Below are 16,433 nucleotides of genomic sequence, written 5' to 3'. Positions count from 1 at the left end.
TGACCACGCAGCTAGAAACAATTCAAACAGTAAAGGAAGATTAATTTATGTGTGGAATTGTTGGTGTAACGGGTAAAGATAGTGCAGTATCAATCTTATTGAACGGATTGGAAAAGTTGGAATACCGGGGCTATGATTCAGCTGGTATCTATGTCAATGATCAAGATGGTCATGACTATTTAGTTAAGGAAAAGGGTCGGATCGATGACTTACGTAAAGAAGTAGGCGAAGCTGTTCATGGTTCGACCGGGATTGGGCATACTCGCTGGGCGACTCACGGTGAACCGAGTGTTGCCAATGCGCATCCTCAAGTTTCTGCGGATGGCCGCTTCTACTTAGTTCACAATGGCGTGATCGAAAACTTTGAAGACTTAAAACAGACTTATTTAAGTGACGTGACTTTTAAGTCTCAAACAGATACAGAAGTCATTGTTCAATTAGTCGATCGGTTTGTCACCAAGGAAGGCTTGAGTACGTTGGCCGCTTTCCGTAAGACGTTAGGGCTACTCGGCCATTCTTCATATGGGTTCTTACTGATGGATAAGGAAGATCCTGACACCTTATACGTCGCAAAGAATAAGAGTCCATTATTAATTGGGGTCGGCGAAGGCTTCAACGTGGTCTGCTCAGATAGTTTAGCGATGTTAGACCAAACGAAAGATTTCTTGGAATTACATGATGGCGAAATCGTGGTCGTTAAACCTGATGAAATTAAAATCACGAACCAGGCCGGTGAACCAGTTGAACGGAAGCCATTCCATGTCGACATTGACGCAGCTCAAGCTGACAAGGGAACTTATCCATTCTACATGTTAAAAGAAATCGATGAACAACCGAATGTGATGCGGAAGCTATCCCAAGTTTATCTTAATGATGCGGGTGATCCAATCATCAATGATGACTTGTTAACAGCTCTTAAAGCAGCCGATCGACTATACATTGTGGCTGCTGGGACTAGTTATCATGCTGGTCTGGTTGGTGCAAAGTTATTTGAATCGTTGGCTAACGTGCCAACTGAAGTGCACGTTTCGTCAGAATTTGCATACAACCAACCATTATTATCAGCACATCCATTCTTCATCTTCTTGACCCAGTCTGGTGAAACTGCTGATAGTCGTGAAGTGTTATTGAATGTGAACGATCAACATTTCCCAAGCTTGACCATCACGAACGTGCCAAACTCAACGTTATCACGCGAAGCAACGTACACGTTGTTATTGCATGCCGGCCCAGAAATTGCGGTTGCTTCAACCAAAGCCTATACCGCACAGATTGCCTTACAAGCCATCTTGGCTAAAGCGTTAGGTGTGGCCGTTGACCAACCAGCTGCAACAGCTTTCGACGTGAAACAGCAGTTGGCGTTAGTCGCTAATGGGATGCAAAGCTTAGTTGATGAAAAGGCTACTTTTGAAAAGATTGCTAAGAGTGCCTTATTGAATACGCCAAACGCCTTTTATATTGGTCGGGGACTGGATTACGCCGTCTCATTAGAAACGGCCTTGAAACTCAAGGAAATCTCTTACGTTCAAGCTGAAGGTTTCGCATCTGGTGAATTAAAGCACGGTACGATTGCTTTGATTGAAAAGGATACCCCAGTGATTGGGATTATTACGCAAAAGAATACCGCTGGGTTGACCCGCTCCAACTTACAAGAAGTTGCTGCACGGGGAGCTAAGACAGTTACTATCGTCACCGATAGTTTAGCTAAAGATGGTGACACGGTTATCTTGCCAACGGTTGATGAACGATTAACGGCTTTGCTTAGTGTTGTTCCTGGTCAGTTATTGGCCTACTACACGAGCTTAAACAAGGGCTTAGATGTGGACAAACCACGGAACCTTGCCAAGAGTGTGACCGTTGAATAATTTAAAGTAAGTGTGTGGGCACCAAGAAACGTCACCGTTCGATTACGGTGGCGTTTTTTGATTGCCCACAAAGCTTTTGCATAATTTTTAACTACTAATATTCATAAGGCTATTGTGAAAGTTGACGATCTTTTGGTATGATAAAGTAAGCGGTTGCGATAACACAACTAAATAATTAGACTATTGGGGATGAATGGTCATGCTGAAATATAAATATTTTGCACAGCCAATTAATAACCTTGGAACCAACCGAACAATCTTGTATGAGTTATTATTACGACAGTGGGATGAGAGGCAACAAACTTGGCGAATACCAGCGACCTTTGAAATAGCGCCAACAGAATTGATTCAATTGCTGGATTGCGCTATTCAGGAATTAAATAACCATCATGTTTCCATCAATTTAACGGCGCGTCAGTTTGCTAATCCTGACTTTCAAGCTGCAATTAGTCACTATGTGCAGACGCATTTGTTACCACGAGAACTAACTGTTGAGCTAGTTGCGACACCTGAGCTAAGTGAGTTACAGCAATTAAGTGTTGGGTACCGGGCAGCTGGTATATTACTTGCTTTTGATGATGTTGGTTCTGATAACCTATTCCAACAGATCAAAATGATGTTGCCATATGTGAATACGGTTAAATTCGCGTTACAAAATATGCGACCGCTGGGGACCCCAACTACGGATGTAATTGTTTCGACGCTCAAATTTTGGTTTGATAAGGCGGAGGAACAGCAAATGCTATTTACCTTTGAAGGCATTGAATCAGCGGCTGATGTTCAACTGGCTAATCATCTAGGCATTACGCGAGGGCAAGGATATTATTTTGCCAAACCGCAACTACCCGCGACATTTATGGCATGACAATAATGGTATGCTACAATAGTATTCGTAGCAATGTAACTGAGTGCCATGTTGATGTTTAATCGGCTGAATCACATGACGAGACGAGGCCGATTTTGTTAGTAAATGATAAAAGATGGGGTGGCTACTTGTGGCAATCAATTTAATTGCAACTGACTTGAATGGAACATTATTGCATCAAGATCAGCGTTTTGACAAAGAACGGTTTAAACGGGTATTGGCGCAGTTACGGGCGATAAATGTTTCCCTAGTACTTTCGTCCGGTAACCAATATGCCCATCTTAGACAGTTATTTAAAGATGTTATGGCGGATAATCTTATCGTTGTTGCTGAAAATGGGGCGTCGATTTATGCCCAGGACCGCTTGATCTTTGATGGTAGTCTTTCAGCAGACCAGCAACGAAAGTTTGTGACTGTTGATCGTTACCAGCCACTATTCAAAGACGCATACGTAATCTTAGTTGGTAGCCATGGGTCGTATACTGAGTTAGGAGCACCTGATAAGTTAGTAGCGATGGCCCGTCAGTTTTATGATCATTTACACTTGGTTGCGGATCTGGCCACTGTTGATGATACCGTTAAAAAAATCAGTATCTCAACGACACCGGACCAGGCTGCTGATCTGGTGGCACGAGCTAATGATTATTTTGATGGCGAGTTACGTGCGCATGATAGTGGGTATGGCGTCGTAGATTTGGTTGATCAGCGGGTCGGAAAATTACCAGCAATTCAATTCTTGGCGACTAAACTTGGGTTAACTGCAGCTAATGTGATGGCCTTCGGTGATGGGGCGAATGATGTCCCATTATTGCGATATGCAGCGCACAGTTATGCGATGTGCAACGCACCGGCGGACATTCAAGCCGCAGCAAAACACGTGACGGCCCTGGATAATGAACATGATGGGGTATTAGCAACCATTGAACAAGAGTTGTTAAATAATTAAAAGCCTATAACTAGTCAGTAAAAAGCTGAGCTATCGAATGAACATCGTTATTCGATAGCTCAGCTTTTTGGGTCCTATTAAAGTGATTGATTAGGGTAGAAGAATTGATGAATGCCATAAGTGTTGAGCGAAACTAAACGCTGCTTTAGTTCAGCCAAAGATAGTCCTAAATCACCATTAAAATAGAGCCGGAAAAAGGTTAAATTGTTGTGGATCAAAAAGCTTGAACAGACCTTAGCATCGATTGCAGATAAATGATAGTTTGTTTGAATCGTCGTTGTAAGCCCTGCTACCACGGCAGCGTGGATTTTCCGAGACAAAAAACTGTAATCATCATTCAACAAAATGACTCGGTGAAAAGCTTCAGATTGGCGAAAATAGGTCACTAAGCGATCAAAGATTAAGCCGGGTTGGCTAATGTTTTTCTTGAAATCTTGCGGGTCAATGAGTGCTAGAATCTTATCAGCACCTTCTTGAACGAACGTTTCCGCTAAATCGTCAATGGAATCGAAATGTAAATAGAAAGTTTTGCGGTTGATATTAGCGACACTTGTGAGCTCCTTAACAGTAATATCACGATAGCGCGGATACTTTAAAGCAAGCGTCCGAAAAGCCTCTTTCAGCGCAGTCTGGGTGCGCTGAACACGTAAGTCAGTAGCTGGCATAATCTGATCCTCCTTATTAATTACATTTGATGGGGTGGTCATTATTAAACCGCCGCTAAATGTACTAGTCGTTAAGCCACATGTGGGTATTATTATCATAATAGCACTTATTTTGATAGTTAACTCGTCCTGAGTCATGACAGATTAACTCGCGCAACGTGCATAATAGCATATGCGCCTAGTAGGTAAATGGTAATGAGGCCATGTCCGTCGACTAAAATGGGTTAGGAGATTTTCGTTCAGTCAATGGTATGGTGTAACGCATTATTAGTGAGTCAAAAAAGCTCCCAGTAGTTTGCATTCTGGGAGGTCGATTTGAATCATTCTTGAGTAGTTAGACATCGTAAATATTAGAAAAACGATAGGCCGTTTGGTAGGTTACAGGAATATTAGGTTCGATAATGATACTGCCAAATTCCTTGTGGTGAATAGCATCCGGTAATTTTTGTGCTTGCAGGGAAAGACCAAGTTGAGAACGCATCGGTTTACCGCCATTGAGTCGATAACGATCATCACGGTAATTAGTTGCACTGGAAACCACGACTGCCGGAGCGTTCGTTCGCATCGTGACTTTGCGTCCACTGATGCGATCTAGTAATTCTACTTGTGGATATGGGGTGTCGTTTAAGACGAAGCCGTGATGGAGCCCGCCCTTGATGTTAGCAACCTGGGGCCCAACCTCGACTGGGTCACGAAAATCAAATGGGGTGTCGGTGACCCATGGCAACTTACCAGTTGGAATACCGTGTTTGTTTAACGCGGCGTACTCGTCTGCATTGATTTTAAGAACATGGTGGTCAATGAGGCGTTCCGCATCCCCACTTAGATTGAAGTGGGGATGGTTGCTGGGGTTGAATAAGGTTGTTTTATCACTTTTACCAGTGTAGCTAATAGTAAATTTACCGTCGTTATCTAATACGAAATTAGCCGTGATCGTCATTGTCCCGGGATAGCCGTTCTCACCGTCCAAGGTAATATATTGCATGACGAGTCCAACTTGATCACTAGTGTGCAGTTTACGTTCTAAAAACCATGGTTCAAATGAAATTTGAGGCATATTACCACCGTTTAGATGATTTTCGCCCGCATTTTGAGTTAAGTCATACTGCCGCCACCGGGCATTTTTGATGATCCCCGCAACCCGAGCGATGGTTGCACCGAAAAAAGATTGATAGGTGATGTAGTCGGCGCCGTCGTCAAATCCCAAGACAATATTTACAAAATTACCATCTTTATCATGGGTTTTGATCGCGGTGACTGTGGCACCCCAGTCCATAATAGTGACGCTCATATGATGATTGTTCACTAATGTATAATAATTAATCCCGTTCCCCTGATGCTCGATTATTTTCATAATGCCCTCACTCCCATAGCTGCCTGACATGTTACCGCCTACTTTTAGTATATTTCATTCTTAAAGGGAATGCGAATAATAACCCAGCAAGTGTCAATGCGAGAATGGTAGGTTTAGTTGGTAGTGAGGTCGATTTAAATAACCGGTGTAAATAATTATAATTGATTGTTGATAATAATTAAAATTATCTAGGTTGAGAAGTTTATTTTAAATCTTGGTAATTGTGAATGGTACCAATCTATTAAATAAGGTGAATTAATTAACTTTGTGCAAGTAAAGACGGCAATTTAGTGGCGAACATGGCTGGCTGAGGGTGTTAGAAAAAGATTAATGAGTAAATAGAAATAATTTATCTATTTATTTTGGCTAACTGTTGACAACGCTTACAATATCGCTTATTCTTAGTTTGTAAGGTATTTAATTACCTTCTAATCAATTCTCTTTCTCTCTTATGCCGACCACTATCTGCTTGGATAGTGGTTTTTTGAGTGAAATTAGCGAATTTATGGCGGACTAGATGAAGATAAGGCTCTCTTGTAATTTTTGAAGATTGATGTTTACTCAGAAAAAGGAGTGCTCGGCTGATGGTAGCATTTTGGGGCTGACTGAGTTAGTTTAGTGTTCATCAAGTACAGGTGATTAGGCATACCAAGCCTGATCACCTGGCAATTACTGGTCAGTTTTGACACGACTGCCAACCCCGCTTATACTAAAATGTGAAGTGAGGGATTGCAGTTGAAAAACCATGAAGTATTAGACTTAATTCAAGAAATAACACGTAATGATGGGACCTCATACATGGAGATCGGAAACATGTTGATGAATGGCCGCGCTGAGTTAGCAGCTGAACGTGGTTTTATTAAGCAAGTGCGGATATTACAACTAAACATTCCGCATTCCACGCATGTTGCCAAGTATGAGCAATATATTAATGAAACATTTACGATTCCCGATGAAACGATGGATCATTGGGAAGAATGGACAAAAACACCTGACATGCAAGCTGAGGTCGATCTGATTTTGAAAGAAAATCATATTGGCTAAAAGCTGTTAGCCAAAGTCTAGCGCAGGAGTGTGAGTTTATCAAACGGCGGTTGTTTTTTAGTAGGCGTTGGCTCAAAAGTTGAACTTTCAGAATGTCAATTCTCTAAGCTCAGCTTTTTTGTTTGGATCATGTAATTGACTGATTGTGGTGATTTAATTGCGGGTGCGTGGTGGGGGAAAATAACTTACAAACGCTAGTATCAGTGTTATTATCAATAAGCATGTTTAAGGAGGCTCGTTATTAAATGAAGAATGGGGCATTGCTACAATTTATTCAAAGTCATTTCCAGACCCGTTTTCGTTTTCGTAACGCGTTTGAGACCCAATTGACTGTTCAGATTTTAAGTCGATTAATTGGCGAACATCCGGAAAGTTTGTTATTGACTCGGCGAGATGTTGAAGCGTTGGCAGGCTGCTCATTGGACGCGCCGGCACTACAGCGAGAATATTTTCCGCAGCGTGCGATGACACTGTTAGAAACGGCGTTAGATGAGCTGGTTACGTTAAGTGTTATCATACACCAGGATCAGGGCAGGACCCGTTATCCCTTATTTCGGAGCGTACAGCTTGATCAAGTGTGTCAACGAATTGTGTTTAACTTGAACCTGGACGTGTTGCCACAATTAACGGACTGGTCACGGGAATTACAACAAGAACAGGAGCGATTTTAAGTGACAAAGAGTGTGATTGAAACCTTACAGGACCATCGAACGCGGCGACAATTTACCACTGAACCAATTAGTGATGCGCAATTCGCGCAAATCATCACAACGGCACAACAAATGCCGACTAGCCAATATTTACAGGCATACAGTTTGATTGAGATCACTCAGCCTGCACTACGGCAACAATTGGCCACGATTACGACGATGCCAACGGTTGGTGAAAACGGCCGTTTATTAGTTGTGGTTGCGGACCAACATCGCAACGTCAAGCTAGCACCGGGTGCAACGACGCGCCGGGCACTGAGTGAATTTGACCGCTTTGCTGGTAGTATTGAAGATGCCACGCTGATTACAGCGGCGATGGTGATGGTCGCTGAAAGCATGGGTCTTGGTAGCGTTGTACTTGGATCAATTAACAACGACACGCAGGCGGTGATTGACGCACTGCACTTGCCGGACTTGACGTTACCCGTCTTTGGGTTGCAGTTAGGGCACCCAGCGGATGTTCCTGAAAAGAAACCTCGATTAGGGTTGCCCGCTGTGTTGTTTCAAGATACCTATGCTGAGCCTGCGAGTTATCAGGCGGAGTTAGACCGGTTTGATGGCGTTTTGAATCAGTATTATCAACATCGGAGTAGTCACGCCCGTACGGAACACTTAGCGCACATGACGCAGGAAGCGACCCACTCAGCGGCCAAACGGCGAGAGTTTTTGACAATCGCTAGGCAGCAGGGCTTTTTGCCGGAATTAGACCAATAATCGTTACCATAACACTAATAATTAGAATGGCTGAACGAAAAATAACCGTTAATGTAACGCTCCCATGTCGCTATTAGCTGACAGGGGAGATTTTTTGGTACCTGGGAGGACGAATCTTAACATTAAAATAAGATTAAATATTGTTATTTTTACTAATTATAATATAATTAATTCTGAGACGATGTTTACTAAGCAGGCCCGGGCTGCGTTGCAGATTCGAGTGAAAGCTGAGTCGATCCTTATTCTGATGTGTGATAGTAACATTGTTGCAAGGCTTGAAAGGGGCGGATAATGTGATCAATGCCAACTTCAGAAAACTTGTCTTAGGGCGAGCAGTGGGTAACGCTGGTGACAGCATCTACATGATTGCCATGAACTGGTTCATTCTCCAATTGACCAACAGTGCGTTGTGGATCGGCATCATGAATGTGGCTATTGTTTTACCGGGCGTGTTGTTGTTTCTGTTTGGTGACAGTATCGACCGACATTCTAAACGCCGATTATTAGTCGCGGTTGAATTTTCACAGTTAGTGATCGTGGTCATGCTAATTGGATTAGTTGCGTTACATATTAAGTTGCCAGGTATCTATGTCGGGCTGGTATTCGTCGCGGCCCTTTTTGGATCACTAGCTTATCCGATTCAAGATACATTAGTACCGCTGCTCGTTGAGCCAGACCAGCTAGTTCAAGCACAAGCGGACATGTCAATTGCCTACAAGGGAACGGATTACGTGTTCAACGCGCTGTCTGGATTTTTGATCAGCCTCTGCTCAGTGCTCGGTGTTTTAATCATGGATGCAGCCACGTTTGTCGTTACCGTTGCCACTTTTAGGCGGATCAAACTCGCTGAACCCCGTCAGCAACACACGCGGGAAAAGTCCTTGTATCTCAACCAGATTTTGGTTGGTTTCAAAATTATCAGCACTGATCCGCTGCTGCGTTTATTGACGTTTGCGAGCGTCGTCATGAATTTCTTCTTTGGCGGTTTGAATACGTACGTCGTTTTATTTGGGCGGCATTTCGGTGGCTCGATCTACTACGGTATTTTGGAGTCGATGTCAGCCGTTGGAATATTATTAGGGATGACGGTAGTCTACCGACAGTTAAAAAAGTTGACCGTTCGGCAGTCTTACCTCATCGGCAACTTTGGGCGCGCGTTATTCATGATCTTGACAGTAGTGTCGTACAACCAGTTCTGGCTGTTTGCCATCATTTACTTACTGAGCTTTGTCTTTCAAGGACTGACGCAAGTATTTGAGACACCGATGATTCAAGCGACGGTCGGTTCAGACCAACTCGGGAAGGTAATGACCTGCTTTTATACGCTGGTTTCCGTGACCTTACCGCTGGGTTCGCTAGCGTTTTCTTTCCTAGCTGACCGCTTTGATTTACGGCTATTTTTATTACTATTTGCCCTCTTTTATGCCGGCATATTCCTGCTATTTCTAGCCAGTCACGCCTTCAAAAAAGTAGACGAACTACAATTATCATAAACCCCACGCGATATTCATTAATCTGTCATCAATCATGATTAAAACGTGCCGATTAGGTGGATTTCTGTTCGTCAGCAATGATCGTCCTATTCCGACCTCCGGGGCTGGGTGACAATTGCTGGAACGTAAGCCGACATCGATTTGAGCTAACGCCCAACCCGCGTCATCTCAAATACGAATCTTATTCTAAGCCGGAAGGAAATCACTTCCGACTAAGAATAATTTGGCTACTGAGCATTGTCACCCAGCCCCTCCAGTCTCAAGAGTGTGCGGGGCCACGAGTTGAAGCCGAGCATTGCCTAGCCAACGGATTAATGCGGTTTTGGCATTAGTCCGTTGGCGTGGCAAGCACAGGCTTTAGTGGCACCGAACACGTTTCGGGAAGCCGCTCGAATGGCAGTGATGGATTCAAGGAAAATAGTGCTGAACTAAAAACGTCGTGACTGACTTCAGTCGCGGCGTTTTTGACTAGAAATTTAGTTTAGTTGGTACTTGATTGGGCGTCGATTGGGGTGTGCTTGAATAGTTGGGCTGCTTTGACGGCGGCTTGCCAGCCTTGGTAAAGGTTCGCACGTTGGGGCGCGGCCATTCGGGGTTGGAAGACATTGCCGGTTTGGTGGATTGATTTGAGTTCGTCCAAATCTTGCCAGTATCCCACGGCTAGGCCGGCTAAGAATGCAGCACCGAGTGCGGTCGTTTCGAGGTCAGCGGCCCGGATGATCTTGACATTTGAGATGTCGGCTTGAAATTGCATCAGCCAGTTGTTGCGGGCTGCCCCGCCGTCGACCATGAGTGTGGGCATGGTGATGTTGGCATCGTTTTTCATCGTATCAATGACGTCGCGGGACTGGTAGGCCAGTGACTGTAGCGTGGCTTTAACAAAATCAGCCCGGGTGGTCCCGCGGGTTAAGCCAAAGACGGCTCCACGGGTCTCGGAATCCCAGTAAGGTGCGCCCAATCCGGTGAAGGCGGGAACTACGTAAACTTCGTTGTGATTATGGGACTGTTGGGCAAGACTTTCGGATTCTGGTGCTGATTCGATCAGTTGCATGCCATCGCGTAACCATTGCAGGGCCGAACCCGCTACGAAGATGGAGCCTTCAAGCGCGTAATTGATGTTGCCATCAAGCCCGTAAGCGATGGTCGTTAAAAGGTTGTGGTCGGATAATTGCGGTTGCTCGCCCAGATTCATGACGGTAAAGGCACCGGTTCCATAAGTATTTTTGACCATGCCAGGTTCAAAGGCCATCTGACCAAATAGTGCGGCTTGTTGGTCGCCGGCCATCCCGCTGATTGGAATTTGGCTACCATAAAGCAAGTAGTCCTTAGTCGTGCCATAGATCTCAGAGTTGGACCGTACTTCTGGGAGCATCGCAGCAGGAATGTTCAGTAGGTTCAGAATCGTTTGGTCCCATTGTAAGTCGTGAATGTTGAATAACATGGTGCGACTGGCGTTGGTGTAGTCGGTGACGTGGGTCTCGCCACCAGTCAATTTCCAGACGAGCCAAGTATCAATAGTCCCGAAAAGAAGTTCGCCGCGTTCCGCGCGCTTTTGGGCACCATCAACGTGGTCTAAGATCCAGCGAATTTTCGTTGCTGAGAAGTAGGCGTCGGTCACTAGGCCGGTGTGCCGGTGAATCAGATCGCCCATACCATCAGCGATGAGTTGCTCAGCTAACGGTGCAGTTTGCCGGGACTGCCAAACAATGGCGTTATAAATGGGTAGACCGGTTTGCTTGTCCCAGACAACGGTAGTCTCACGTTGATTGGTGATCCCGATGGCTTCGATTTGATTAGGTTTAATATTAGCGTCAATTAAGACGTTAGCGATCGTTGAGGAAACCGCGTTCCAGATTTCAGTAGCGTCGTGTTCGACCCACCCCGGTTGCGGAAAGTATTGTGGAAACTCCTTTTGGGCGTCGGCAACTTTTTGACCGGCGTGATTAAAAATAATGGTGCGGGTACTCGTGGTCCCCTCGTCAATGGCCATGATATATTTGGCTGACATAACTTGTTCCTCCGAAGATTGTAATCAATAACATCATCTTTGATGCTAGCATGGATGAGTGGATTTGTGAATAAATATCAAAAACTTAATATATAAACTGGCGTCCCACGAAGTATCTAGAATTAATCATCACACCCATACCAATCCGCTGGAATGAAGAAAGGGTTACCATGCTTGTTTTGATAATATTACTTTTGTACAACGGTTAGTAACGGTGTTGAACTAAGATTAATGAATATTTGAAATGTAGACCAATCGGCATATAATGGGGACTCAAATCGGTGTGAAATGGAGGATTCCTAGTATGCAAAAACGACGCTTTTTTCTTAAAGGCTCTGCTGCCGAGGTTGCTTGGCTCAATCGGCAGGCGGCGCGGGGCTATCAATTGACGGCGATTCACGGTCTGAGTTATCAGTTTAAAGAAGTCTCACAAGCACGTCAGTTGATTGCCGAATACATGCCACAGACGACGTTACAAGCTATGACGACGGTCTTCCAACCACTTACTAGTTATACGTTTCATGATGATATGACGGTGGTTTATTCAACTGTGGCCCCTAAACAACGAGTGGTCAACAATGATCAACAATACCGCTTAGCAGTGTATCGACATGCTCGCGATGTCGCCTTGAACTGGCTCAATGGCTGGGTGTTGGTAGTCTGGCTCATGATGAGTGCGACGATTGTGATTAGCTCGCAATTGCAAGCAACGCCACTATTAACCCGGTTGTTATTACTTGGGTTGGCACTTGGTGCTGGGGTGATGGTGGCAGGTATTATCGTTGGTGTTCGGACAGCGATTCGTTGTCACCGGGAAGTGTGTCGCTTGATCCGTATCACAGGAGACGATCACGAGACGTGGAAGCCGACTTTTCACGTGTTGTTTAAGCATCAACAGGCCGCTCCCGATACGACTTGCTGGGATGATTTAGGCAACTGGCAACTGGCACTGCATAATCAGCGTGGGGATTACTACTATGAGTTAAAAACAACATTGAGTGAATTAGAAATCACTAATACACTGGCACAACGCTTTTCAAAACAGGACTTTTCCGTGGTATCGTGGTTAGGTTTGTACGTTGTTTGAGGCGGATATCATATTAATTATGTGAATTTAGTGTGACTTTTTTTAAAAAGGACTTGTTTTTTATCATAAAAGCGTGTATAAATACAGACATAATCATTGCCCGGTAGTTCAGCGGTAGAATAATTGACTGTTAATCAAGAGGTCGCTGGTTCGATCCCAGCCCGGGCAGTTGGTCATGTTTAGTTAAGTAGCGGTATCTCGTGAGGTACCGCTTTTGTCGGCACAAGTACAGAATAGCGCTGGCATTTGATGGGTAATTGGCTGGCAGAACTTTAGAAATAATTAACTAAAAAAGTTCTGACAAACCTTGACTATTCTTGACTAAAACCGTATACTTACTATATTAAAGTAAGTGGTGTAAAGTCACTTGCTGAAACTTAGGAGGAATTCATCGTGACAGTAAACTTATATTATTCAACGTCCAGCAAGTCTAGTCGTAGTGCACGAGCATGGTTAGTTGAGAATAACATTCCATTTAATGAACGCGACATTATTGCTAATCCTCTGGATCGCGATGAATTGAAACAAATCCTCCGGCTCACTGAAAATGGCTTCGAGGACATCGTTTCAACGCGTTCTAAGGCTTTCAAAGCATTACACATTGATTTGTCGGACTTAGGCTTCAATCAGTTATTGGACCTATTAGTTGAAAAACCACAATTACTCAAGCGGCCAATCATTTATGATGGTCGGCGGTTACAAATCGGTTATAACGAAGAGGACATTCGGGCATTTTTGCCACGTTCGGTACGTAAGTCTGAATTACGTGAAATTCAACAAAAACTTTATGACGATGATCAACAAGCAGTTGGTTAATCGGATTTAGCGTTTGAGACGAAAGCGGCCCATCAAGAATTGTGTTGATATTCTTGATGGGGCGTTTTTTTGTCGAAAGAACAATATCAGCCAGCCACCAGGGCGCGTTAGGTTGCGTGTCTTCTTAACAGCGTATCGCGTTGTAGGGCGTTATTTTACTTGCCGATTACCGCCCGTTACCTTTGCTGAGTAAGCAGATTCCTTGGTATAATCAGTTGGTTTGTGTACAATGTAAAAAGGCTTAAAGGAAACGGAGATTTTAACATAATGAGTGAACAAGACCAGGCTGCCTGGGCGATCCAGGCACTCGCCGCTTTGAAGACGGCTGATAATCAAGTTGTTGTGGAGAGTATCATTAAGGTCATCGATGACCAACAGGCTGAGATTGAGAGTCTACGGGGTTCAATGGAAGGCCAATTATGGAGTCCAACTAGCTGGCATCAAGATCAGCAAGCGCAACGTGCCGCGCATGAGGACAAGTCCACAACTAACCATTAAAATTGAGAAGACGCCACAAAAGACGGTTGTTAGACTATTATTGGTCTAACAACCGTCTTTTTGTCACTGCGTTTGTGAATTTAAGTTGAGCGCCATGCCGTGATTTACGGCGCAGTCGAGCATTAAGCAGCCAGCAAGGGGGTGCAAGCTTCAGGATACAGTTGTGATCAGTAATCCGTGACGCTTGTCTTGCGGTGCTGGGCCACAAATTGGAAGGTAGCTGCCACGAGTCCGCCAATCAGGATACCCGTTGCGTTGGCAATGACGTCGTTGATATCGCTACTGCGATTGATCAGCCAATGTTGTGACATGAAATATTGCAGACTTTCAATGCTGGCACCCACTAACAAGCCCGTTAATCCGAGGCCCAATAGTGGGTAGTGATGAAAGTGGCGTTTAATTCCCCAGCCTAAGGGAATCGTCAGAATGATATTTTCGATAAAGCCCAGCCCGTGAAGATACAACCGTGATAGGTTCACTTGGCCGACACCAGCTGGCATCACGTAGATGGCAGTTCCGTCGAATGACAGCGGGGTAAACAAAATCACACTAAGGCCAAATAAGTAACCTAAGCCGAGTAGCTGCCGCGTCCGGGCTTGTGGCTGGCGAACGTGGACAAGAATCACCAAACAACTTAGTGTTGCAACTATTAAAATAATTCTGAACGGTTCCCAACGCATGCACACCACTCCTCGGTTTGGATTAACTGTATCTTACCGTAAACTCAGTGGTCAGAAGTAAAGAAGACGTGAAGCTTAATGAAGCCTTTAACGGCTTAACCAAATCCCAAGTAAATCAGTGGTTAGATGACCGTGATTGATGTTGGTCGTCAGCCATATTCGCAATTGGTTTCGTAGTCAGCGCTAAAGCAGCTACAATCATAATGATAATTAGACTGAACCAGAGTGCGATCTGGGTGCCGAGGGTGGTTTGCATCGTACTCGAAGCACTCGGTGCCATGCGGGTGCCCAATGTAATCAAGACGGCCATAATGGCGGTACCGAGCGAACCAGAATACTGTTGTAGGGTGTTGAAAAGCGCGTTGCCATCGTCCATTAGTTGGGGCGGCAATTGTTGTAAACCATACGTCAGGGCATTGTTAAATAAGCAACTGAACCCAATTTGAAAGCCAACAAATAAGCCAATGATCAAGCCGACCGAGAGATGCTGGGCTAACCCTGCGAGACTTAGTGTTGCCAACAGTAAAAAGCCACTACCAATTTGGAATGGTCGCCGAATGCCGCGACGGTCCATCAATTTACCAGCCAAAGGTGATAGTATTGCTGAACATAAGCTTCCTGCTAATAGCATTAAGCCCGACACTAACGCATTTTTACCCAAAGCGAGTTGTGCAAAATTAGGGAGCAGAAAGGTCAGTCCAATCTGAATGAATTGAATGAAGAAGTAAATGAGAAGCGCCCGGGTAAAGTTACCCTGTTGGAAGACGGCCAGGTTGATTAGTGGGTGCGTGGTTCGGGTTGCCGAACGGGTAAAAGTCAGTACGGCGAGTACCGCTAATAACAGTGGTAACCAGACGAATACTAAGCTTAAGCCATGTGTACTAAGGTTATTGACGCTAAAAATCAGCAGGATGAGTGCCGTGACGACTAGCCCGAATTGGCATAAGGGGAACGGACGTGACCGTGGTGCCTGCGTTTGGCGAATAGTTTTGGCCGTTATCAGCCAAGCAATCAGACCAAACGGTAGGGTAATGCCGAAAATTAAGCGCCAGGATAATAGTTGTGTCACTAAGCCGCCATATGTTGGTCCGAGTGAAGGGGCCAATGCGATCAACATTCCAGCGGTCCCCGTAAAACGACCCTGAGCAGTGAAAGGGACCTGGGTCATGATTTGCGCAAATACTAATGGTAATGCCAATCCAGTTCCGATGGCTTGAATGATTCGACCGAATAGTAGTAACCAGAGCTGTGGCGCGACTGTACATAATAAACCGCCAAGAACGAAACCAGCCCCGCCAACGTTAATAATTGTCCGCCAACGGAAGCGTTGTTGAATAAACGCCGTAATAACCATGGTAGCGGCTACGGCGAGTAAATAGGCAGTGGTGACCCATTGAACCGTTGCTAGAGTGGTGTGGAATTGGTGCATCAAGGTCGGAAAGGTAACGTTCATTGATGTTTCAACTAAAATACCGCAAAAAGCCAGACTGGCGGTGCCAAAAATTGCAACCTTCGTTTGGGTTGGGATGACAGGTGTTGTTGTAGACAAAATAAAACCTCCATTGATCAAGGCCAGCTCGTTTCGTATGTGAAACGACGCTTTTCTTGACCAACGGAGATTCCGTTGTAAAGATATACAAGCATCAAAGACGACCTTGATGAATTTATTAATGATTTAATCCTAGCAT

Annotated in this window: 15 protein-coding genes and 1 tRNA gene; 11 read left to right on the top strand and 5 right to left on the bottom strand. The window is 44.7% G+C overall.

The window, feature by feature from the left end; genetic code table 11:
• Positions 1-47: 47 nt before the first annotated feature.
• The 3 genes from glmS to MMY95_RS01705 all read left to right on the top strand — a co-directional run bounded on the left by glmS (position 48) and on the right by MMY95_RS01705 (position 3,676).
• Positions 48-1,865: a glutamine--fructose-6-phosphate transaminase (isomerizing) gene (glmS, locus tag MMY95_RS01715; protein WP_003641075.1), complete on the top strand. Its 1,818-nt coding sequence runs from the start codon at positions 48-50 to the stop codon at positions 1,863-1,865.
• Positions 1,866-2,064: 199 nt separating this feature from the next.
• Positions 2,065-2,730 carry an EAL domain-containing protein gene (locus tag MMY95_RS01710; protein ID WP_241277471.1) on the top strand — a complete coding sequence of 222 codons (666 nt, stop codon included), beginning with the start codon at positions 2,065-2,067 and terminating at the stop codon, positions 2,728-2,730.
• Positions 2,731-2,860: 130 nt separating this feature from the next.
• Positions 2,861-3,676 carry a Cof-type HAD-IIB family hydrolase gene (locus MMY95_RS01705; RefSeq protein ID WP_021356942.1) on the top strand — a complete coding sequence of 272 codons (816 nt, stop codon included), beginning with the start codon at positions 2,861-2,863 and terminating at the stop codon, positions 3,674-3,676.
• 77 nt (positions 3,677-3,753) lie between these two features.
• On the opposite strand, the gene MMY95_RS01700 is transcribed toward MMY95_RS01705, so the two are convergent.
• Complete coding sequence (locus MMY95_RS01700) at positions 3,754-4,341, bottom strand: TetR/AcrR family transcriptional regulator (RefSeq protein ID WP_003645807.1); 588 nt, start codon at positions 4,339-4,341, stop codon at positions 3,754-3,756.
• Positions 4,342-4,675: 334 nt separating this feature from the next.
• Positions 4,676-5,725, bottom strand: coding sequence for an aldose epimerase family protein (locus MMY95_RS01695; RefSeq protein ID WP_347192194.1), 1,050 nt, complete (start codon positions 5,723-5,725; stop codon positions 4,676-4,678).
• A gap of 705 nt (positions 5,726-6,430) precedes the next feature.
• On the opposite strand from MMY95_RS01695, the gene MMY95_RS01690 reads away from it, so the two are divergent.
• From MMY95_RS01690 to MMY95_RS01675, 4 genes are all read left to right on the top strand, one after another.
• Positions 6,431-6,739, top strand: coding sequence for a hypothetical protein (locus MMY95_RS01690; RefSeq protein ID WP_011101169.1), 309 nt, complete (start codon positions 6,431-6,433; stop codon positions 6,737-6,739).
• A 245-nt stretch (positions 6,740-6,984) separates the two neighbouring features.
• Positions 6,985-7,410, top strand: a complete 426-nt coding sequence (locus MMY95_RS01685; RefSeq protein WP_003641081.1) for a hypothetical protein — start codon at positions 6,985-6,987, stop codon at positions 7,408-7,410.
• The gene (locus MMY95_RS01680; protein ID WP_003645805.1) at positions 7,411-8,163 is read left to right on the top strand and encodes a nitroreductase family protein; all 753 of its coding nucleotides are present in this window, start codon (positions 7,411-7,413) and stop codon (positions 8,161-8,163) included. It abuts the gene before it with no gap.
• 293 nt (positions 8,164-8,456) lie between these two features.
• Positions 8,457-9,656: an MFS transporter gene (locus MMY95_RS01675; RefSeq protein ID WP_013355270.1), complete on the top strand. Its 1,200-nt coding sequence runs from the start codon at positions 8,457-8,459 to the stop codon at positions 9,654-9,656.
• 481 nt (positions 9,657-10,137) lie between these two features.
• On the opposite strand, the gene glpK is transcribed toward MMY95_RS01675, so the two are convergent.
• Positions 10,138-11,664: a glycerol kinase GlpK gene (glpK, locus tag MMY95_RS01670; RefSeq protein ID WP_011101174.1), complete on the bottom strand. Its 1,527-nt coding sequence runs from the start codon at positions 11,662-11,664 to the stop codon at positions 10,138-10,140.
• A gap of 304 nt (positions 11,665-11,968) precedes the next feature.
• Here glpK and MMY95_RS01665 point away from each other — a divergent pair, with 304 nt between their 5' ends.
• The 4 genes from MMY95_RS01665 to MMY95_RS01650 all read left to right on the top strand — a co-directional run bounded on the left by MMY95_RS01665 (position 11,969) and on the right by MMY95_RS01650 (position 14,065).
• A complete protein-coding gene (locus tag MMY95_RS01665; RefSeq protein ID WP_003645801.1) occupies positions 11,969-12,751 on the top strand; it encodes a hypothetical protein in 783 nt (260 codons plus the stop codon).
• A 97-nt stretch (positions 12,752-12,848) separates the two neighbouring features.
• Positions 12,849-12,920 (top strand) — tRNA-Asn (locus tag MMY95_RS01660).
• Between the two features lie 224 nt (positions 12,921-13,144).
• The gene (locus MMY95_RS01655; RefSeq protein ID WP_003641090.1) at positions 13,145-13,567 is read left to right on the top strand and encodes a Spx/MgsR family RNA polymerase-binding regulatory protein; all 423 of its coding nucleotides are present in this window, start codon (positions 13,145-13,147) and stop codon (positions 13,565-13,567) included.
• Between the two features lie 267 nt (positions 13,568-13,834).
• On the top strand, positions 13,835-14,065 hold the full coding sequence (locus tag MMY95_RS01650; protein WP_003643998.1) for a hypothetical protein: 231 nt from the start codon (positions 13,835-13,837) through the stop codon (positions 14,063-14,065).
• A 167-nt stretch (positions 14,066-14,232) separates the two neighbouring features.
• Here the strand turns inward: MMY95_RS01650 and MMY95_RS01645 are convergent, their stop codons facing one another.
• Positions 14,233-14,745 carry a VanZ family protein gene (locus MMY95_RS01645; RefSeq protein WP_003641092.1) on the bottom strand — a complete coding sequence of 171 codons (513 nt, stop codon included), beginning with the start codon at positions 14,743-14,745 and terminating at the stop codon, positions 14,233-14,235.
• A 115-nt stretch (positions 14,746-14,860) separates the two neighbouring features.
• Entirely contained in the window at positions 14,861-16,294 is a 1,434-nt protein-coding gene (locus MMY95_RS01640; RefSeq protein ID WP_241277468.1) for a DHA2 family efflux MFS transporter permease subunit, read from the bottom strand.
• Between the last annotated feature and the right edge of the window lie 139 nt (positions 16,295-16,433).

Origin of the sequence: Lactiplantibacillus sp. ME-2, assembly GCF_022549155.1 — a bacterium.
Taxonomy (GTDB): Bacteria; Bacillota; Bacilli; order Lactobacillales; family Lactobacillaceae; genus Lactiplantibacillus; species Lactiplantibacillus plantarum.
Note: the sequence above shows the minus strand (reverse complement) of the source record. Positions and strands in the feature narration are given on the sequence as shown.